This window comes from Spirochaetota bacterium, from assembly GCA_017999915.1.
GTDB lineage: Bacteria > Spirochaetota > UBA4802 > UBA4802 > UBA5550 > RBG-16-49-21.
Window position 1 is genome coordinate 337,225 of the sequence record JAGNKX010000001.1, and the last position, 19,939, is coordinate 357,163.

Sequence of the window (19,939 nt, forward strand, 5' to 3'; positions counted from 1 at the left end):
GCAGGATACCACGGGGTTTGCAAAAAATGATTTACAATTTCGTAATAATAGGAAGATAACTGCCAATAACAGAACAATAAGGAGTATTCTATGCCATCAGCCGCAGCGCAAATATTAGTGACCATTATTCCCATGGTTGGTATTGTCATGGGGGCGGCGGTCCTTTTCTTTTTTCTGTTATGGCAGCACAAGCAGAAAGTGTTATTGATAGAGAAAGGGCTCTATAAAAAAATCGAATTTGACCTGACCACATTCAGCCTCTTTTCCGGGCTGGTGTTGACGAGCATAGGCGCAAGCCTTGTGATCTTTTTCGTTATACTGGAAGGTTTCACATACCCGGTCCTGGGCGGATTGATCCCGCTCTCACTCGGTGTAAGCCTCCTCGTATTTTTCACGGTACGTGTAACTACCGGCAAGGACAAAAATGGACAATGAGCACAAGACCGATGAGCAGATCGTCAGACAGGTACTACTCGGCGGCATTGAAAACTTCAAGACGATCGTCGAGCGGTACCAGAAAAAGGTCTTTGGCATCGGGATGCGATTCTTTAAAAACAGGGACGACTCGTATGATTTCACCCAGGAGGTCTTCATCAGGGCCTACGAGAGCCTGAAGACCTTTGCCGGCAGGGCGCCCTTTCCGTTCTGGCTGACGAAGATAGCCTACAATCACGGCATCAACCGCGTCAGCTCGAAGAAAATGGAACCGGAGGTGCCCGTTGAAATTCCGGCGTCGGACACGACCCCCGAAACGGGACAGATGCGGAAAGAAATCCGCGATCTCCTCCTGAAGGCCGTGAACGAACTCCCGGAGCGGTATCGCATATGCGTCGATCTGTATTTTTTCATGGGACTCACCTACGGTGAAATCAGCGAGCTCACCGGGTTTCCCGTGAACACTATAAAATCAAACGTTCTTCGCGCAAAGAACATGCTGCGCGACGAGCTAAAAGGCACCATTGCGGAGGACTACCATGAATTGTGAAACCATCCAACAAAGATTTATCGAAATGGACAATCGTTCCCGGATCCCTCTTTCCGTCCAGATTCACATGCTCCACTGCCATCGGTGCCGTCATGACATTGCCATGCTCACAGAGCGGTTTGAGGCCCTCCGTGAAGAAGCCCCATTTATGATAGATCGCGACCTGTGCGAGCAGATCATGCGTGAGGTTTTCAGGTCCAAAGAACAGTATGAGCACCACGTTTCCGGCCTGCAATGGTGGATCGTCGGCTCAATACTCTTCATCAGCCTTTTCGCCATACCCTTCAGCAATTCCTTCGGCTGGCTCAGGAACTATTTCGGGGCCGGCCTCGAAGTGCCGTTGAGTATAGTCCTGGGGTTGGGGCTCTCGATTTATGCGCTGGTGGGTATTTTTTCAAACATGGAGAATTTGAAAAAATTTGTCGATAATCTGCCGAAAAGGATGCATTGAGAATATATTAAGGTGTCAGAGCAAAATAAAAGCGCATATTTTAACTTCAGGGTCAGAGTAATTTTTTTCAATGAAAACCATTCAAAATTTGACAGAATCTGAAAATGATTCAATAAATTTTTTAGATTTTAAATACACAAAACTAGAAAGATGGTATTCATCACAGAAAAGATAAGATCGAGACTGGTAATTGCGTGGAACAATTTAAAATAATACTATAAATCCTTCCGAAATAAATCATTTTTCAAATATCTCTCTGGGAAATATTCTTTTCCGATACATATCCTCATATTCAAGAAGCTTTTTCAACCGATCCTCATAGTTGTTTCCGAGATCCTGAAAATACCGGGAAAACGTTATCGCCACCGGTGGTATATACTCCCTGTCAACATAGGCCCTGAATCCTCCATAGGCGTACTTCCGGGGATCACTGACATACTTGCTCCGCACCGGATTATACGCCGTGTAAAGAAATACATTCCAGAAATAGTGGACAGGATTGGCGGTGCGCTCGATGATCATATTGACAAACCGTTCATTCCAGAAGGGCCCTATTCTATCCATCATCTTGTTGTAGCGCCGGGCGAACTGGGACTTGATAAATTGCATGATACGGGAGATGGTTTCCCCACCTATCAGCGTTTTTATGTTAAAATGGAAATGATTATCCATTATTGAATAAGAAACCAGTTCGAAATGATATTTCTCCAGGGCCTCGTTAAGGACATCATGCATCAGATCTTTCATACTGGATCGTCTCATGAGGGGTTTTCTCTCAATACACCGCGATATTGCATGGTTATGCGTATCGGGCAGGCATTCTCTGGTTTTTCTGGCCATATCCATCCTCTCGTTTCCTGGGCTGTTATCTGGTTAACGAACGGGAGGGGATATTTTTTAAAAAAATTTAGGTGTCAGAGCAAAAAATTTCAAGCGGCCAAAATTGTGGTGTCAGAGTAAAATTAACTCTCAGAGCATTCCCCCGGCCGGGCGAACTTTAAAGAAACACCCGCCATAAGCGGGTGTTTCTTTAACAGATCAGAATATATTCAGCTTTTAATTACTCTGGAACCCGAGATTCTTAATGATCACATTGATATCAATCCTCGGATCATTCATGTCCGCCATTGCGTCAAGCATAAGGACCAGGTCGTCCCAGAGCGGAGAATTGGGGTCAGAGACAATGCTCCACGAAAGGAACCGGTCTAAATCCTCTACAACGGCCTGCGCAGAGTACGGCGTGGTCATACCCTCGATAATGGCATGGAGGATGCTGTTGTCATTCTTGAGCAGGTAATCAACGTTTTTCAGCATCCGGTCATATTTGACACCGGAACCGTCGCTGGTCTTCATGGTTTCATGCACTTGAGGCAAATACGTGAGAACATCAACCAGCTGGTCGTAGGAATCGGTCTTGCCGGGCCCATGATCGTAACCATGGTATTGCCACGCGCCGCCCGGATATACCTGGTTGTACCTGGCGAAAAGCTTCCCAGCCGTGTATAAAAGGCCATGGACCTGGTCTTCCGTAAGCTGCTGCGCCAATACGGCGTTAGTTACGTTGACCAGATTCTGGGTGATATTCCTGGAGCCTCCCACAAAGCTCTTCAGCATATCCACGGTATCCTCGAAGCTTGACCAGTCGGCGCCGCTCGCGCGATACTCGCCCTCGTATCCAAGGAAATCCTCCAGGTCAAGGTCCTCATTTCTCTTACTGAACATCCATTCATATCTCGAGAAATCCAGTGTAGTAAAGTAACCGTTCGTAATGGCCTCGCTCTTGTTGAACTTGGCCGCAGTCATGACCTGTTCCAGACCGAGGGCGATGTTTGCCCGGGGTTCCGCATAGGTATCGCTACCAAGGAGCTGCAGCAGGCCCAGGAGCCTTGTGACCATGCCACCGCCGTCGGCCATCATGGGGAGTACGCCGTCATAGCCGCTTGCGCTGTTGCCGGTAAGAACACTTATAGGAGTACGCAAAATGTCGCGTGGTAGATAATTATTGATGCTACTAGAATAAGGATTTACATCACCATTAGTATCTACAGCAACATTAGGATTAAAATATTGATAATCGTCACCGGTTTCATCCTTAACCCGTTGCACCCAACGATTTGATGGGGAATCGAATCGACGGAACATCGGTTTACCGAGCGGCATGAGAACACCTTCAAGCAAATCCGCCATCGGATACTTGTGAGGAGATGCTGGTGAATAATTGTAGTTATACCCTGATGCTGACTTATTATACAAAGTTCCATCATGAAGAACTCCGGTAAGTGCTGCCAGAACAGGAGCCAGTTTATTTCTATTTGCCCAGGCTGTAGTCCATGTTGAGGTACGATTATCAGAAAGGATATCAACTGCATTTTCTGTCAAAAAAGCCATGCGGGCGACCGGCTCGATATTTCTCCCAACTGCGTCAGGAAGTACATAACCGCCACCCAAAACTTTATTGAACAAGAATTCCGGATTGATCTTTATCTCTAGAGAACCTATATCCAATAAAACAATTTCACGGCAAAACACAGTAATTCGTCCATCACCGGGTCTATCGGAATCACCATAATCAGGTGAATTTTTATAATTTGAATTATATGCAGTAGCCGGAATACCTTCACTTCCGAGTTTGACCCAGCGTCCATTTGCTGTCCCTTTTTTAGCATTGGCAAGGCCTACAGCACCATTGGCTTCAATCAAGATAAATGCTCCGGCAGATTGTGTTCCCAAAACATCAATATACATGGGGATAATAAACACCATTTTTTTCTCATAAAGAAACCACTGTATGTTTCTATAAATGGCTTCTTCTTGAGTGGCACATTCTCTTGTAGAAATGCCAGAACCTGCGGATGTTTCCTGTTTGTGTGATATTCTTTCATATAATTTAAACTGTTTAGCTTCAACTGTTATTTCAGAGGATTTTAAAGATTTTAATTTATATTTTGCTGCATCGGTTGTCCCTTCAACATAATCAGATCCTGCTTCATTCATTGGAGGCATATTATATCGAGCATATGCTATACCCCATATTAATTCATACATATCAATTAAATAGTAATCAGATTTCACTATATCCTGATAGCGGTTCGCCCTCTGGGCATTGGCATCATCAGGGTCGGCAATGTCGTCACCGATCCCTGTTTGGTTAGAATTCGGATAAAAATATTCCCATGTAGTCGGGCTTGATGAAGGTTTATACACATAGGCATAGACCTCGCCATTTGGCTTATAGTATATATTCACTGTCTTTCTGCCGTTGACAGGCATGGTATAGCTTGTTGTTGCAGGATGGGTTGAATCATTGGTATAGGTCGTTGAGTAGTATGGCCCCTGTCCGTCCCAGGCGACCCGGGCTACCCAGCCCATGAGGAATTGTGACGTGTTAAGCACTCCCTTACCATCAGCCACCTTGGGCCAGTAAGTGCGGTAGTCATTTTTATAATTAGTAGAAGCAAGAGTCGCAGCATTTGTTTCAGTTTCAGAATCGTCAACTTCTACGGCAGTTTCCCCTCCATTGGGAATCCCCGCATCGCCGGCACAGTTGGAAGGCAACAGCAGCATGGTGGGATAATCATATCCCAGATAAAATTTATGGGAATCTCGCTGAGTATAGCTAAAAGGCAAATAACTGCGGGAAATATGGTTGCCCTGGGTATTACGTTTTGCAAGGGCAAGGGCATATGAATCCATTAAACCACAACCGGGTATAACACTACCTGAAAGTGCTGACAAAGAATCCTTGGATGTTAATGAAAACATACTATCATTAATGGTTATTATTCCTTTCGTAGCGATTCCATGACCATAGTTAAAATTAGTATAATTACCTTCTTCAGAGGCTGATCCAACTCGGGCAAGGAACCCAAAATTATAAGCCGCACCGACCGTGTATACCAGGTGGTCCAAATACGACATCTGCGACCAGGATGAATCGGAACTCCTGCTCTTCATCCTCCCATTGTACTGCATCGTTCTCTTAAGGGTAGGCTCCAGCGCATTGGCGCTGTTGGAATAATCGATTCCAGCGGCTTTTAATTTTCCCAGACCCACCATTAACGATTCAATGGGCGACTGTTTGTCTGCATTGATTATCGAATAATCAGCGCCTCCGGTGCCGTCATTGCGGATAAATAGCTTCACCAGGGTGGGTAGCATGTCGCGAAGGGTTTCCTTAAATGACGCGTTCACATATCCGGTGGCAACACTAGAATTATGATAATCCGTGCTGCTTTCATAGGTGCTTGTGCCGATCTCATCCGCGGCAAAATAATTAGACATGTTCACGATGGCGTTCTCGATTTTCGTGGTCGCATTGGCGTCCGCATTCAGCAGGGCCGGCAGGTCTTCAAGGATCATGGCATCTATGGTGGCCCTCACCGTCTCATCGCTGGCCGCTATGGTATTGAGTCCGTATAGAAGCTTGATGACCCCCTTGACCGCGTTGCCCAGGTCGGTGTTGACCGTATAGGGGGCGCTGTTCGCTGCGTCGCGATTGGTCGCAAGCGCATTGGCGCCGTTCACCCACATCGGATAGTCGCAGCTCATGGTCACCTTGCCGGCCAGTTTGGCCAGCTTGGTGATATCATACTCGATTTTGACCGACCGGGTCCGGTTGTTCCAGTTGGTGCCATTGTCGGTGAGGCACCGATCGCTCGAGGTCAGCTCCAGGGAATTGCCTGACTGATTGTCCGCGTCATAGAGGGTGACTTTGATGCCAATGGGCACCGAAATTGACGATATAGCCCCGGCATGGGCGCCGAGGGCCGATGTGGAATAAGACCCCGCTGGAAGATCGATGTAAAGAGACGAGCTTGTTTCGTCATACATGTTGTTATCATAGAACCGCACCTTCATCATGTTCCCCATGTCGGATTCTATTTCCTGTGGGGTCTTTTCAGTGACGAGATAATCCACCACCTGTTCAGCTATGTCAAGAACGTCACCGCCCAGGTTGGTGTTGGTCACTACCATGTCAAGGGCCGCGTAAAACTGGGCGAGCCGGTCGATGGAGCCGTTGGTTGTGTCATAATACCCGCCGTCACTGGTGGAGGGATCGTCGTAATGATAAACATTGGCCGTGTCCATCATTATCTTCAGCACACCGTGGAGCTCTTTGATCATGGGAACCAGGAACGGTGCCTCCACAAGGCCCACCGCGTCCCTGAGAAAAAGCGGCGTATTATAGCCGTTGATCATCATGTCTCCGAGGCCGTCGTTCAGCTTCTGGGAATCAAGGCTTTCAACGAGGCTGTTCAGGGCGGGAAAACCCTCAAAGAGCCTGAGGAGGCTGTATTCAGGTTCCTGATCATTTCCCTGGAATCCAGCCATCTGGCCTTTGGAACAGCCGGTATATATCGACATGGTAAAAAGCGCGCTAATTAAAACAAAAAGAATTTTTTTCATATCCAGATCCTCCCAACTCAATCATTCAAGCATCTATTTCTGTATAAAATAAAAACCGTCCGGCCGGTATTTATATATTGATTTGTGAACAAATACATTCTTTAAAATTCTAGACTAATTTTTGGTAATTTTCATGAATTATGGCTTTTTAGAAATGCACCCAACAAGTTTTTTCACTTAATATATTTATACTTTACCGCAATTGTAATAGTGAAAGATTAATTTTTTCCTCTCACCATAAAGCGCGAAAAATACATGCATGTGTTTTGAAAATAAGGTAATGGTTCATTTCTGTCAACTGAAAAAACTGAAGATTCAGTTTTTAGAATGTATTAAGGAATAAAAATACAATGCTATTTTGTAATGTATACTGTATTTTAAAAATATCTGAACCTATATTACCGCCATTGGCAACCAATCTAATATTGACTATTTTTTATTTATTGTCCAATCAATAATTTGGTTGCAAATCAACGGCAAAATGGCTTATTAAAAAAAATTTTATGCGTCAGTATATGCAGAATTACGATCCGAAGATTTCCTTTCTATAGGAATCATCGGTATTGCCATATCATCTATTTGAAAAAAACGTAATCATGCTTTCATTGTAACTATTGTTACTAATTGAACGGTATTAATACTTGACGCGAATGCTGTTTGTCAATTATCAACCCATTGTCATTTTCCCTGATCCGAACCGCTGTTAACCAGGGACAATGGATCAGATCAAATCGAAAGAATCGGATCTGTTGCGGGATATCATGAAAAAATCACTATTATTTTTCCTTTTTAGCCTGCGCTCCCTGACCGTTGCGATCCTGGCGACGTTCATCTTCGGCATCCCGGCACTGATCGTCGCATTACTGGACAGGACAGGGAGGGCGCCCTACCGCATCGGCCAGGTATGGGCCAGGATGATACTCCGCCTGAACGGGGTGCGCATCCGTGCGGTGGGCCTGGAAAACATCGACCGCAACAGGTCCTATGTATTCTTCTCCAATCACCAGAGCAATCTCGACGGTCTTGCCATAGGAACGACCCTTCCCTCTCCGCTCCGCTTTGTCATCAAGAAGTCTCTTTTGAGGATACCGATAATGGGACAGGCCTTCAAGCTGGGGAGGATGATTCCCATAGACCGCAGGGACGGCCGGAGCGCCGTCGATACCATCAATCGCTACGGCAGGGAACTCCGTAACGGCATCAGCGTTCTCTTCTTCGGCGAGGGGAGGAGGAGCAGGGACGGCAGGCTGCAGCCTTTCAAAAAAGGAGGGTTCATCTTTTCCATAACGTCGAAACTTCCCCTGGTGCCGATCACCGTGGCCAACAGCTTCAACCTGATGCCGTCAGGGGTCGTGGGCATAAAAAAGGGGACCATCACGATCATCATAGGCAAGGCGATTCCCACCATCGATTGCGGTATCGACCATGTTGAAAGCCTCATGAACAGGGTGCATTCGGTTATTTCCGAGAACCTGGAGAACCATTCTACCTGCAAGGTCTGATGCCACCGCATGGAAAAACCTTGACAATGCCGGAATTGCATCAATAATTCATTACCATGTGTCATACCACCATGGAATAATACCTGTTTTTTATCAGAGGTTAATGTACATGAAACTGAAAAAATTATTTACCGTTACAGCCGCTATAATACTTTCCATTGTCTTGCTTATCGCTATCGCCGGAGGCGCCGCCTACTTCGTCCTCATGCAGAAGCCGAGCGTGAAATTCCTCCTTACCAACTCCGGCTTCAGAAACCCGGCCCATTATTCCAATAAGGAAGAGTCCATTGACGTCAAAGGCGAGAAGGTGCCGGTGATCCTGTACCGCCATGATTCGGCAAAATCGAAAAAGTATTTCATGCTCCAGCACGGCCTCACGCCCCAGGGACACAAGCATCCCAAGATCGACCGCTTCGCCGCGAGCCTCTGCGAAGCCACGGGAATGAACGTGGCGATACCCTATGTAAAGGGAAGTATTGAGGGAGGGTCACTTGCCAATACATACGAGGCCATGGCCGATATTTACAGGGCCCTGGTAAAAACATATCCGGGAAGCTACCGCGCTTTCGGCGCCTGCATCGGCGCGAACATTCTCCTGGTTGCCCTGAACCGCGTGCCTGACGAAATATATCCGGAAAAAATATTCATGCTCGGCCCCTTCTTTGACGGCAGGACACTCTTTGATTTTTACAACAAGATATCGAAGCCAGAAGATATAGATATCATGGTCAAGATGGCCATCACCCTGAACATGGACGTTTTCTCCGAAAACGAAAAGGACCTCATCCGCAAGGCCATTGCCGCGTCCAAGCCCGGCACCACGGACCGGAGCGAAATGAAAAAGATCCTCGGCACAAAACTCTTCAGCGACATCGCCGTGGTGAAGCTCCATCATAAGGATTTCGAGAATATTAACCCGAAGACCATGTTCGGGAAAAATAAGGGTCGATGCAAATACTTCATCCTCCACTCCAAGACGGACAACATCATTCCTTATTTCGAAGGTAAAAACCTGGCGGACTTCATGAAAAAGAGCGGTATCAGCACCAAATTCCTCGGCACGGAGTACGTGGAGCACGCCCAGAACCAGGCTTCCGTGACCGGCTTCCTCAAGGAAATGAAATACCTGATCCGGTTCTTCGACGAGCTCTTTGAAGGGGACGTGGAGTTTTAAACAAAGGCGGGGATGCGCATCCTCGACTTAGTCATGGCATTACTACAATGGATACCATACTCGACGAAAAAACAACCTTTCTCCACCGCATCATCGATTCCTACGGTTCCCTTGCCGTGGCCTTTTCCGGCGGCGTGGACAGCACCTTCCTCCTGAAGGTGGCCAAGGAACGCTTGGGAAATCGCGTCATTGCCGTCACCGTGCGGTCGCCCCTGACCCCGCCCGAGGAGATCGATGAGACGCGGAATTTTACCGCCCTTGAAAAAATCAGCCACGAGATAGTCGCTGTGGACATTTTCAAAAACGACAGGGTCATCGCCAATCCCCTGGACCGCTGCTACCATTGCAAGCTCGATATTTTCCGCGCCATAATCGCCTGCGCCTCGTCGCGGGGAATCAGCCATGTGGCGGAAGGGTCCAACCTGGACGACCGGGACGATTACCGGCCCGGTGCCAGGGCCATCGCAGAGCTTTCGGTCCTGACCCCCCTCATGGAAGCGGGCTTCACCAAGAATGACATCAGGGAGGCCTCCCGGGCCATGGGCCTTGGGGCATGGGACAAGCCGGCCGCTCCCTGCCTGGCCACGCGGATCCCCTGCGGCACTGCCATCACAGAGGAAAGGCTCGATGCCGTGTACCGGGCCGAGTTGTTTCTTCACGGCATCGGCCTCCGGGACGTGCGGGTCCGCCACCACGGAACCATCGCCCGGATCGAGGTCCCTCCTGAAGACCGGGAGATAATACTCACCAACGCGACGGCCGTCGCGGAGGCCCTTAAAAGGCTCGGCTTTGCCCATATAGCGCTTGACATCGAGGGGTATCGCAGGGGCAGCATGAATGAATCGACTGAGAAGGGGAGGTCCAATGGACAGGGATAAAATCCGCGAGCTTCTGGAAAGGGTCAGGAGCGGCGAGACCGCCGTGCAGGAGGCGATGGACGCCCTCAGGATGCTCCCCTTCGAGGACCTCGGCTTCGCCAGGACCGACAATCACCGGGCCCTCCGCACCGGATACCCGGAAGTGATATACTGCGCGGGCAAAACCATCGCCCAGATTTGCGCCATCGTCGAGCGCCTGTCGGCGGCCCACCGGACCATCATCGCCAGCCGCGCCACCGACGAGGTATACGAGGCAGTGAAAAAGGCGAGCCCCGGGGCCGTGTTTAAAAAGGACGCCCGCCTCATCATCATCGGCGAGCCGGTGAAGCCAAAGACCGAAAAGAAGATATTGGTCATCACCGCAGGCACCTCCGACATCCCCGTGGCCGAGGAGGCCGCTGTCACGGCCGAGGCCATGGCTAATCCGGTGGAGCGCCTCTTCGACGTGGGCGTAGCCGGCATTCACCGCCTCTTTGAAAACGCGTCGAGCCTCTTCAGCGCCAATGTCCTCGTGGCCGTGGCCGGGATGGACGGCGCCCTTCCCAGCGTCATCGGCGGACTCGTCGACAGGCCGGTCATTGCCGTGCCCACCAGCGTTGGCTACGGCGCGAGCTTCGGCGGCATCGGCGCCCTCCTCACCATGCTGAATTCCTGCGCCCCCGGCGTGGCCGTGGTGAACATCGACAACGGCTTCGGTGCCGGATACCTCGCCGGCATGATCAACCGGATAGGGGAGTGACATGAAGATCGCCTATTTCGACTGCTTTTCCGGCGTGAGTGGCGACATGGTCCTGGGAGCCCTCATCGACGCCGGACTTGACCTGGACAGGTTAAAAAAAATCCTCTCCACCATTCCTCTTTCAGGATACGAGATCACGGCCGAGAAGGTCATGAAAAACGGCATCGCCGGCACCAGCTTCAGGGTCATCGCGGAGAAAACGGACCAGGCGCGCCACCTCGATGATATACTTCAGCTCATAAACAAGAGCTCCCTTTCAGAAAAGGCAAAGGAATCCGCCGGCGCCATCTTCCGCGCAATAGCAACGGTGGAGGCCAATATTCACGGCACCACCATAGACAAAATACATTTCCACGAGATCGGCGCAGTCGATTCCATCATTGACATCGCCGGGGCCTGCGCCGCCCTTGACATGATGGGGATCGGCGCGGTATTCTGCTCCCGCGTGAACGTGGGGAGCGGATTTATCAAAACAGACCACGGCATGCTCCCGGTGCCTGCCCCCGCCACGGCAAAGCTCCTGGCAGGCGCCCCTGTCTATTCAAGCGGCATCGAGGCTGAGCTCGCCACACCCACCGGCGCGGCCATCATGAAGCATTTCGCCGGGCGCTTCGGTCCACTGCCGGACATGACGGTCCGTACCATAGGCCATGGCGCCGGCATGAAGGACCTCCCGGCGCCGAACATACTCCGCGTCTACATCGGCGAGGACGACGCCCGGGAAGGCTATGACAGGGTCCTCTCCCTTGAAACGAACATCGACGACATGAACCCGGAATTCTATCAGCACGCCTGCGAGCGGCTCCTCGAGGCCGGGGCCCTGGACGTGTACACCACGCCGATCATCATGAAGAAGGGCCGCCCCGGGGCGCTCCTCACGGTGCTGGCCCGGGAGGAGCTGCGCGAAACCCTTACGGAGATACTCTTCGCCGAGACCACCACCGCCGGCGTGCGCGTCTCCAGGCTCGAGCGCACGGTCCTCGATCGGGAGATGCGGCGCCTGCAAACGCGCTTCGGCGAGATATCGGTAAAGATACTCTCCCGGGGCGGGCGGGTCCTCACCGTGTCCCCCGAATACGAAGAGTGCCGGGCCATAGCGAAGGAGCGGAAGGTTCCCCTCAAAGAGGTATATGACGAAGCGAAAAAAATCGCGGCCGCCCTCGTACCGGAGTGAAACAAATGCTTCCCAGGGGCTACATACATATTTATACCGGCAACGGCAAGGGAAAGACCAGCGCGGCCCTGGGCCTCGCCTTCCGCGCCTCCGGCTCGGGACTCCGGACCATCGTCATCCAGTTCATGAAGGGGCTTCCCACGGGGGAGCTTGAAGCTGCCTCGAAGACCGGCGGTCTCGTCACCATCGAGCGGTACGGAAGCAGGCGTTTCTGCAGGCCCGACGACGATTCCTTCGAGGAGCACAGGAAATACACGATAGAAGGATATGAACGGGCACGGCAGATCATAGCGGACGCCCTTTATGATATTGTCATTCTTGATGAAATCATCACCGCTGCAACATTCAAACTCCTGACCGACAGCGACATACTGGCCCTCTGCGACTCCCTGCATGAAAACACGGAGCTGGTTATGACCGGGAGGGGCGCCTCCGACGCGCTCATAGGCCGCGCGGACCTCGTCACGGAGATGAGGGAGATCAAACACTACTACCGGGCCGGCGTGGCGCCGCGCAGGGGGATTGAGGATTGACTTCATTTTTACGATACGCCATATCGGCCCTGTCTCTGACACTGTGTCTCGTCGTTCTCCGCAGTCCGGTTCTCGGCGCGGAGAAACCTCTCATCGGCATTGCGGCAACCCGCGGCAACAGCCCCCGGGCCATGGCCCTCACGGCGCTCCTTGAGGAAAACCTCTTGCGCGTCGTTGAAAAAAGCGGTGTCTTCCAGGCGGTGAACCCCGGCCTCTTCCGCGAAGAGATCAAAAAATTCGGCTGCACCGACGAGCAGTGCTTCCTCGGCTTTGCCAGGGACGCGGGCCTCTCCCTCGTCATACGGGGCGACCTGGACGACACTAACGATTTCATCGATCTTACACTCAAGGCCTTTGGCATCGATCTTCCGTACCAGCGCCAGGTCGTATATCAGTACAGGGTGCGAATACCCATGACCGGGCAATTCGGGCAGGTGGAATACAACAACATCACGGCGGAGCACACGGGCATATTCTTCTCCCGGCTCCTGTCGCGGTACCGGACCGCCCTTCCGGTCGCTGACGGCGACGATAATGTTATGGTTGTAAACCAGACCATAAGCGGGTCCTACGCCCTCTATCGACCCGAAGCTGCGCGGGACAAGGATTCCCTCCGCGCGTTCCGGCCCATCGGGAAAGCCCGCCTTTCTGCGGGAAGGATCGTCCAGTCCGACACACCGGCCCGGCCGGGGGACTTCATTTTGATCGGCTACAACGAAACCGCACAGTTTTTGGATAAGCTCACCTACGGCGGAAAGAAAGAAATCGTATTCCGGAAACCGGCAGCCCTGAATACACTCTACGCGCTCCTCCTCACCGGGCCCGCCAGCGCGGTCATGCCCCTCCTGGCGCCGACCCTGGGATACTACTCGTCCCGTGACTGGACCGGCCTGGCCCTCTGGACTTTCAGCGCCACGCCCTATCTCTACCTGGAGCTCAACGGCATAACCAACTACTACGTTAATTACTACAAGAAGGATAAGACCGTTCCCCGGGACGTCCAGGCCCAGCTCTATTTCGGCTGGTACATGCTCTGCGCCGGGGGCTCTTCCCTCCTCGTGGATTCCCTGGCTCACTCCATGCTCCTCAAAGCGGCCAATTTTCAGGGAATACAGCCCTACCTGGGAAGCGCCCTTACCGCGGGCTACCTGTCCCTGATAGCCGGCGGTGGAGGGCTTTTTTACCGGGGCCACCGTCTCTGGGGTTATCTCTATTTTCACGCGGACAACCTACTCCTGTATTTTACCCTGAGGGAGTTCTTCCCGGATAAAAAATACAATTCCCTGACGCGTACCTTTTCCACCGGGAAGATAAACAGGACCAGGGCCTACTCCCTGCTTTCGGCTGCCTGCGCGGTGAAGATAGCGGAGGTGATCCACGCGGTCCTGGTGCGGGACAACATCCGGAACGGCACTGAAATCGAAGAAGGATATTCCATAGAGCCGGTCATATACGCTGACGAAAAGAACGATATGGGTATGGGACTCCAGTATTCGTACAGATGGTGATACGACACCCCTCCCATCAAGGGAGGGGGATTATACTTGAAGGTATCAGTAAATAAAAAATGTTTCATAAATCAAACATTACGCTCCTTCTACTCACAACCCTCCTTCTTCTTACCCCGGGCAGCTCGCTTTTCGCCGAGCGGATCGCCGTGCCCGGCACCATCGCAGTTTTTCCGGTCCAGGACTCCGGCCTCCAGCTAAACGCCCTGTCCCGGAAGTCCGCCGATTCCGTCGCGGACGTATTCGACCGCCTGGGACGGTTCCTGCCGGTCGATGGCGACAGGGTCCAGAGGGCCATGGACGCCATGCAGAAGGGGGCCGGCGACGAGGCCCTTCTCAAGGCGGCCCGGGAGCTGGGCGCTGACCTGTACGCCGTGGTGTCCGTGTCCCTGGAAAGCGGCACTGTTTTCGGCACCATCGCCATCCGTCCTGTTTCGCCCCGCTACGGCCGGCTGCAGCAGGACATCACCGTCAGGAGCAAGGTCCTGATGAATATCCCCCTGAAGCTCTCCCGCGAGATAGCCCTGCTCCACAGGGACATGGCCATCGAGGCGCGCGTCGTGGAAACGCGGGAGGGCCTGAGCCTCCTCGACGCGGGACAGTGGCACGGCCTCGCGCCGGGGCGATACCGCATCGGTTCCGGAGCGTTCATTACCATACAAAACACCGGCAGGTACCGGTCCCTGGCCGCACTCCCGGAAGGACTGCCTCCATCGTCCCCGATAACAATAAAGGTCTACCCGCCGTACCGGGCCATAGTGCGGGAGCTCACAAAGCAGATCGATCACAACACCAACGGCAAGTACAGCCTGGCGGCCACCGGTGTCCAGGGCCAGGACCCGGAAAAAAAATTCACCCTGGGAATGTGCCTCGTTAATCCCGGCGCCAATGCCTGCCTTCCCGGCTACGGATCGTACCTGTCCACATCCTACCTGGGATTCAAGAACACGAGCCCCAGCATCGGGGGGATCGTGTTTTCATCACTTCTTATCGTCACGCACTTCATCCTCCCCGAAGCCATGACGAAATTCAAAATCAATTTCGTGCCCGGTATCATGGACAGCGACAAGACCGAGGCCATGAACAACCTCCAAATATTCTGCTGGGCCACGGTGCCCCTGACCGTATCCGTGGCCTACCTGGACCAGCTGGCATACCAGTTCAAGGTGAACAGCGCCCTGCCCCCCTTTTTCATGAACCGGAACGAGACCGCCCTGGCTCTATCACTTTTCATTCCCGGCGGGGGCATGTTCTACAAGGGCTACCGCCTTCCCGGCTGGGGTTTCTATCTCTCGGAGATGTTCCTTGCCGGATTCTGCGTGAACACCAAGAACGACAAAAAAAAGGTCCTCTACGGCGGCATTGCCCTGGGAGGGTTGAAGCTCGTCGAGCTCATCACCGCCTATTTCAGCCCACCGGCCTTCAGCTTTTTTAAATTCGAGCAGGAAGGAAGGATCAATCCCGCGTCCCTGTCAATGAGAATCGACCCTTCTGAAACAGGCGATCTGGTCTATAAACTGGGTATTTCCTGCATTTTTTAAAAAAAATTATCCAATACTTGACAAAGTATACGATTATCGTTATATTATACTTAAATCGTAAACATTGACGATATTGGTATAAATAACATTAATAAGTAATAATATGGATGAACCGCATCTAGATAATAAGAAATATCAGGATCTGATAATCACGGCCCGGGAACTTTTCTTCAAGCATGGAACCAAAAGGGTCACCATCGAGGAGATCTGCGAAAAAGCCGGCGTTAGCAAGATGACCTTTTACAAGTTCTTTCGTAATAAGAGCGAACTTGCCACCAGGGTGCTTTCCGAGCTGAACGACAGGATTTTACAGGAGCAGGACGGGATCATGAACAGCACGATCCCCTTTATCGACAAGATAAAAGGGATCGTCAACCATCTCATAAAAACGAGCGAGGAGCTCGAGGACATATTCCTTGACGAGATGTGGGGAACCAATGAAGACTTCATGCTCTTTTTCAACGCCCTGAAGATGGGATCGTACCAGCTTATCAGCGATTTTATCAGGCAGGGCCAGGAGGAAGGGGTCATCCGCAAAACGCTGAAACCGGAGGTGATCCTGTATCTCATTGAGAAATTCCAGGAGATGCTCAACAATGATCGCATAAAAGGCATGGCGCCGGACCCCCATGAGCGTCTTGATATGATGTTGAATCTTATGTTCTATGGAATAATCGATACCCACACGCAGGAAGGCGTATCAACGAAATAAGAAGCAGGACATGAAAAAACTGGTTACAATTATCATTGCCATGGCCGCGGCTATGCCGTTCATGCACGGCACGTCATACGCGCTGACGGCAGCGGAAATCATCGACCGCGCCGAGAAGTCCGTCCGCGGCGACACCCTGATATCCATGATGGAGATCACCATCAAGAACCGCCGCTGGACCCGCACCATGAAGATGAAGAGCTGGGACAACCGGGTAGCGAAAAAATCCTTCGCCGAGATCCTGGCCCCCAAGAAGGACGCCGGTAACCGGTTCCTCATGATCACCGCGGAAAAGCTCATGTGGCACTACAATCCCGACATAGGCAAGGAGATGAAGATACACCCCTCCATGATGCTCCAGTCCTGGATGGGATCGGATTTCACCAACGACGACATTGTCAAGGAATCGAGCATCCTTGACGATTATACCCACACGCTGAGCGGAAAAAAGCAGGTGGAGGGCCATGAATGCTATGTCATTACCATGATCCCGAAGCCCAACGCGGCCGTGGTCTGGGGCAAGCTCATCTATTACGCCCGGGTGAGCGACTGCCTGCCGGTGAAGCAGGAATTCTACGATCAGCATGGCAAGCTCAAGAAGGTCATGACCTGCAGCAATTTCAGGGAGATGGGCGGCCGGGTCATTCCGGCAACCATGAGAATGAAAACGCTGAAGAAAAAGCGCCAGGAGGGGGAAACCGGCGAGGAATACACACAAATGGACCTGAAGGACGTCAAGTTCAATGTTAAGATCCCCGGCAACGTGTTTTCCCTCCAAAATCTGAAGAGGAGATAGCAGTCATGAAACTGCGGAAGGAAGGCTCGATCGAGGTCATGCTGGCATGGCGCAACGTATGGAAGAACAAGCGCCGCACTATCCTTACGCTCCTCACCATCATGGTGGGGTGCGCCATGATCATCTTTTCACGTTCCTTTCAGGATGGAACCTACGGGCAGATGATCGAGGACTCCGTGGCTGCCAATACCGGCCATATCCAGATTCATGAAAAAGATTTCTGGGAAAACCAGAGCATTGATTACGCCTTTAAGCCGGGCGACAGACTCATGAAGTACCTCAATACAAATCCGGCCGTGTCCGCCTATACCCGGCGCATCCACGCGGCCGGCCTGATATCCTACGGAAAAAACACGTATGTAACGCTTATCCAGGCGGTGGAACCTGAAACCGAGAAAAAGGTAAGCAACCTCCATGGAACCATACTGAAAGGAGGAAGATACCTCGTCCCGGGTGACGGGAAGAACATCATCATGGGGGCTACGCTGGCGAATAACCTCAAGGTGAAGGTTGGCGATACCGTTTCCATCATCTCCCAAGGATTCGATGGCTCCATTGCCGCCGCCAACGTCTCCATAGTCGGAATATTCAAGTCCAGAAACCCGCGGTATGACCAATCAACCATCATGATGTCCTTCAACCAGGCCGTAGAAACCTTCACCATGATGGACTACATCTCGTCAATCGCCATCAGGCTGAAGCAGACCGAGGACATGGAAACAATCCGTGATGAGCTCCGCGACCTTCCCGGGTCGAAGGCCCTTGAGATCATGGGATGGGACGAGCTCCTGCCTGAGCTGATACAGCATATCGTCATGGACAGGCTCTTTGCCAATATTTTCTATATCGTGCTGCTCCTCATCATAGCTTTCGGCGTGCTCAATACCATCCAGATGTCAATTTTCGAACGACGGCGCGAGCTCGGAATTATGATGGCCATCGGCACTAAACCGTCCCAAATCGTCACCATGGTGCTTTTTGAATCGACATGCATATCCTTCATTGGCTCGATCCTCGGGATAATAGTGGGTGCTGTTATCAGCTACTATTTCACCATTTTCCCGCTTGATCTCTCCGAGTACCAAAAAGAGATGGAGGCTTTCAACCAGGTCACCATGATTTTGCCGACGAAATTGACCATTAAGAATCTTATTTCTACGGCCTTTTTCACGTTTTGTATCGGCGTGCTGTTTTCCATCGCTCCCGCCCGACGCGCCTCTCGTCTGCGGCCTCTCGATGCGATTCGGCAGCTGTGAGCAGGAGGATATGATGAAAAATAACGTGTTTGATTTCACGATTAAGATAAAAACATTCATAATGCTGGGATGGAGGAACCTGTGGCGGCAGAAGCGGCGTTCCCTGGTCGTCATGCTTTCGATCACCATCGGGGTTATCCTGATGCTTCTCCAGATCGCCCTCATGAACGGTATGATGTCCCAGATGCTCGACAACAACATCAGCACCAAGCTTGGCCATATTGCGGTCAGCAAGAAGGGGTTTTTTAACGACATGAAGCTTGAGTCCAACTTCTATCCAGATCCCCGGATCCTGGATTCGATCAGGAAGGAAAAGGATGTTGTTGCCGTGTCGCCGCGCATCAAGGCCTTTGCCATGATCCGCACCAGCGAAGCGTCCCGGGGCGTCATCGTCATGGGGATCTATCCCGACAGGGAAAAAAAGATATCCAAGATAAACGAGTACACCATCAAGAAAGAAGGGAGCAGCTACCTTGACGATCCGGCCGCGAGTGAAATCCTCGTTTCCAAATCCCTCGCCGAAAAGCTTGACGTGTCAGTGGGGGACAAGATCGTCCTCCTCGTGCAGGATGAGGAGAATGAAATGAGCGGTGTCGGCCTGACGGTCAAAGGACTTTTCCAGACCCCGGTAAAGGATTATGACAACGGCGTGGTCTACATGGGGATCAAGCGGCTCCAGGAGATCACCGGTCTGAAGAACAACGTGTCAGAAGTGATGGTAATAACGACCAACAAGGATAATGTTGACTCGGTTAAGCCGGGCCTCATCGGTCTTATAGACAATAAAGACCTGGAGGTTCTCACCTGGAAGGAGATGGCGCCGTTTCTTCTGAGCGCCATCGCCATGATCGACAAGCAGATGATCATCTTTTACTTTATAGTGTTCATAACCATTATTTTTTCGATAGCCAACACCCTGGTCATGTCCATCATGGAGCGCTTTCACGAGCTCGGAGTCATGAAATCGATCGGCACGCGACCCTCGCAGATCTTTTTCATCATCATGTTCGAGGCCATGAACCTCGGCGCCGTGGGCCTTGCCGCGGGTGTGGTGATCAGCATTATCGCGGTCAATATTCTCGCCTTGACGGGTATCGACTTTTCACTTTTCAACGAAGCGATGCGCCAGTGGGGAGCCGGCAGCATTGTCTTCCCTCTCATATACGCCAAGGATATTGTCATATCAGTTGTGGTCGTCGAGTTTACCACGATGCTTGCGGCAATTTACCCTGCAGTGAAGGCTGCGCGCATAAAACCGCTCGAAGCGCTTCATTACATTTAAGG

The 19,939-nt window shown here is 51.5% G+C and carries 17 protein-coding genes; 15 read left to right on the forward strand and 2 right to left on the reverse strand.

All coding sequences use genetic code 11. The annotated features are described in order from the left end of the window. Window positions 1–90: 90 nt before the first annotated feature. The 3 genes from KA369_01385 to KA369_01395 are packed head-to-tail and all read left to right on the forward strand — an operon-like array spanning window position 91 to window position 1,436. Window positions 91–435, forward strand: coding sequence for a hypothetical protein (locus KA369_01385; GenBank protein MBP7734601.1), 345 nt, complete (start codon window positions 91–93; stop codon window positions 433–435). Beyond that, window positions 425–985, forward strand: a complete 561-nt coding sequence (locus KA369_01390) for a sigma-70 family RNA polymerase sigma factor (protein MBP7734602.1) — start codon at window positions 425–427, stop codon at window positions 983–985. Before KA369_01385 ends, KA369_01390 begins: the two co-directional genes overlap by 11 nt. Further along, window positions 975–1,436 (forward strand): hypothetical protein, encoded by a 462-nt coding sequence (locus KA369_01395; protein MBP7734603.1) that lies wholly within the window; start codon window positions 975–977, stop codon window positions 1,434–1,436. The genes KA369_01390 and KA369_01395 overlap by 11 nt, the downstream gene beginning before the upstream one ends. A 237-nt stretch (window positions 1,437–1,673) precedes the next feature. Here KA369_01395 and KA369_01400 read toward each other — a convergent pair whose 3' ends face one another. Together KA369_01400 and KA369_01405 are read right to left on the reverse strand one after the other, a co-directional pair. Then, entirely contained in the window at window positions 1,674–2,276 is a 603-nt protein-coding gene (locus KA369_01400; GenBank protein MBP7734604.1) for a transposase, read from the reverse strand. Window positions 2,277–2,492: 216 nt separating this feature from the next. Further along, on the reverse strand, window positions 2,493–6,842 hold the full coding sequence (locus KA369_01405; protein ID MBP7734605.1) for a hypothetical protein: 4,350 nt from the start codon (window positions 6,840–6,842) through the stop codon (window positions 2,493–2,495). Between the two features lie 716 nt (window positions 6,843–7,558). Between KA369_01405 and KA369_01410 the strand changes: the two genes are divergently transcribed. The 12 genes from KA369_01410 to KA369_01465 all read left to right on the forward strand — a co-directional run bounded on the left by KA369_01410 (window position 7,559) and on the right by KA369_01465 (window position 19,937). After that, complete coding sequence (locus KA369_01410) at window positions 7,559–8,344, forward strand: 1-acyl-sn-glycerol-3-phosphate acyltransferase (protein ID MBP7734606.1); 786 nt, start codon at window positions 7,559–7,561, stop codon at window positions 8,342–8,344. Window positions 8,345–8,453: 109 nt separating this feature from the next. Then, window positions 8,454–9,518 carry a hypothetical protein gene (locus KA369_01415; protein MBP7734607.1) on the forward strand — a complete coding sequence of 355 codons (1,065 nt, stop codon included), beginning with the start codon at window positions 8,454–8,456 and terminating at the stop codon, window positions 9,516–9,518. 47 nt (window positions 9,519–9,565) lie between these two features. Beyond that, a complete protein-coding gene (gene larE / locus KA369_01420) occupies window positions 9,566–10,396 on the forward strand; it encodes an ATP-dependent sacrificial sulfur transferase LarE (protein MBP7734608.1) in 831 nt (276 codons plus the stop codon). Next, entirely contained in the window at window positions 10,383–11,135 is a 753-nt protein-coding gene (gene larB, locus KA369_01425) for a nickel pincer cofactor biosynthesis protein LarB (protein MBP7734609.1), read from the forward strand. The genes larE and larB overlap by 14 nt, the downstream gene beginning before the upstream one ends. A 1-nt stretch (window position 11,136) precedes the next feature. Beyond that, on the forward strand, window positions 11,137–12,309 hold the full coding sequence (gene larC / locus KA369_01430; protein MBP7734610.1) for a nickel pincer cofactor biosynthesis protein LarC: 1,173 nt from the start codon (window positions 11,137–11,139) through the stop codon (window positions 12,307–12,309). Window positions 12,310–12,314: 5 nt separating this feature from the next. After that, window positions 12,315–12,842, forward strand: a complete 528-nt coding sequence (locus KA369_01435) for a cob(I)yrinic acid a,c-diamide adenosyltransferase (protein MBP7734611.1) — start codon at window positions 12,315–12,317, stop codon at window positions 12,840–12,842. Then, window positions 12,839–14,350, forward strand: a complete 1,512-nt coding sequence (locus tag KA369_01440) for a hypothetical protein (protein ID MBP7734612.1) — start codon at window positions 12,839–12,841, stop codon at window positions 14,348–14,350. The genes KA369_01435 and KA369_01440 overlap by 4 nt, the downstream gene beginning before the upstream one ends. Before the next feature lie 59 nt (window positions 14,351–14,409). Continuing rightward, window positions 14,410–15,891, forward strand: coding sequence for a hypothetical protein (locus KA369_01445; GenBank protein MBP7734613.1), 1,482 nt, complete (start codon window positions 14,410–14,412; stop codon window positions 15,889–15,891). Between the two features lie 103 nt (window positions 15,892–15,994). Next, window positions 15,995–16,603, forward strand: coding sequence for a TetR/AcrR family transcriptional regulator (locus KA369_01450; GenBank protein MBP7734614.1), 609 nt, complete (start codon window positions 15,995–15,997; stop codon window positions 16,601–16,603). 10 nt (window positions 16,604–16,613) lie between these two features. After that, window positions 16,614–17,399 carry an outer membrane lipoprotein-sorting protein gene (locus tag KA369_01455; protein MBP7734615.1) on the forward strand — a complete coding sequence of 262 codons (786 nt, stop codon included), beginning with the start codon at window positions 16,614–16,616 and terminating at the stop codon, window positions 17,397–17,399. 5 nt (window positions 17,400–17,404) lie between these two features. After that, window positions 17,405–18,655 carry an ABC transporter permease gene (locus KA369_01460; protein MBP7734616.1) on the forward strand — a complete coding sequence of 417 codons (1,251 nt, stop codon included), beginning with the start codon at window positions 17,405–17,407 and terminating at the stop codon, window positions 18,653–18,655. A 13-nt stretch (window positions 18,656–18,668) separates the two neighbouring features. Continuing rightward, window positions 18,669–19,937: an ABC transporter permease gene (locus tag KA369_01465; GenBank protein MBP7734617.1), complete on the forward strand. Its 1,269-nt coding sequence runs from the start codon at window positions 18,669–18,671 to the stop codon at window positions 19,935–19,937. Window positions 19,938–19,939 lie beyond the last annotated feature (2 nt).

Coding starts and splice junctions, on each gene's coding strand:
- larB (MBP7734609.1), top strand. CDS start 10,383: ATGGACAGGGATAAAATCCGCGAGCTTCTGGAAAGGGTCAGGAGCGGC.
- larE (MBP7734608.1), top strand. CDS start 9,566: ATGGATACCATACTCGACGAAAAAACAACCTTTCTCCACCGCATCATC.
- KA369_01385 (MBP7734601.1), top strand. CDS start 91: ATGCCATCAGCCGCAGCGCAAATATTAGTGACCATTATTCCCATGGTT.
- KA369_01390 (MBP7734602.1), top strand. CDS start 425: ATGGACAATGAGCACAAGACCGATGAGCAGATCGTCAGACAGGTACTA.
- KA369_01460 (MBP7734616.1), top strand. CDS start 17,405: ATGAAACTGCGGAAGGAAGGCTCGATCGAGGTCATGCTGGCATGGCGC.
- KA369_01400 (MBP7734604.1), bottom strand. CDS start 2,276: ATGGCCAGAAAAACCAGAGAATGCCTGCCCGATACGCATAACCATGCA.
- KA369_01415 (MBP7734607.1), top strand. CDS start 8,454: ATGAAACTGAAAAAATTATTTACCGTTACAGCCGCTATAATACTTTCC.
- KA369_01405 (MBP7734605.1), bottom strand. CDS start 6,842: ATGAAAAAAATTCTTTTTGTTTTAATTAGCGCGCTTTTTACCATGTCG.
- KA369_01465 (MBP7734617.1), top strand. CDS start 18,669: ATGAAAAATAACGTGTTTGATTTCACGATTAAGATAAAAACATTCATA.
- KA369_01455 (MBP7734615.1), top strand. CDS start 16,614: ATGAAAAAACTGGTTACAATTATCATTGCCATGGCCGCGGCTATGCCG.
- KA369_01410 (MBP7734606.1), top strand. CDS start 7,559: ATGGATCAGATCAAATCGAAAGAATCGGATCTGTTGCGGGATATCATG.
- KA369_01395 (MBP7734603.1), top strand. CDS start 975: ATGAATTGTGAAACCATCCAACAAAGATTTATCGAAATGGACAATCGT.
- KA369_01450 (MBP7734614.1), top strand. CDS start 15,995: ATGGATGAACCGCATCTAGATAATAAGAAATATCAGGATCTGATAATC.
- KA369_01435 (MBP7734611.1), top strand. CDS start 12,315: ATGCTTCCCAGGGGCTACATACATATTTATACCGGCAACGGCAAGGGA.
- larC (MBP7734610.1), top strand. CDS start 11,137: ATGAAGATCGCCTATTTCGACTGCTTTTCCGGCGTGAGTGGCGACATG.
- KA369_01445 (MBP7734613.1), top strand. CDS start 14,410: ATGTTTCATAAATCAAACATTACGCTCCTTCTACTCACAACCCTCCTT.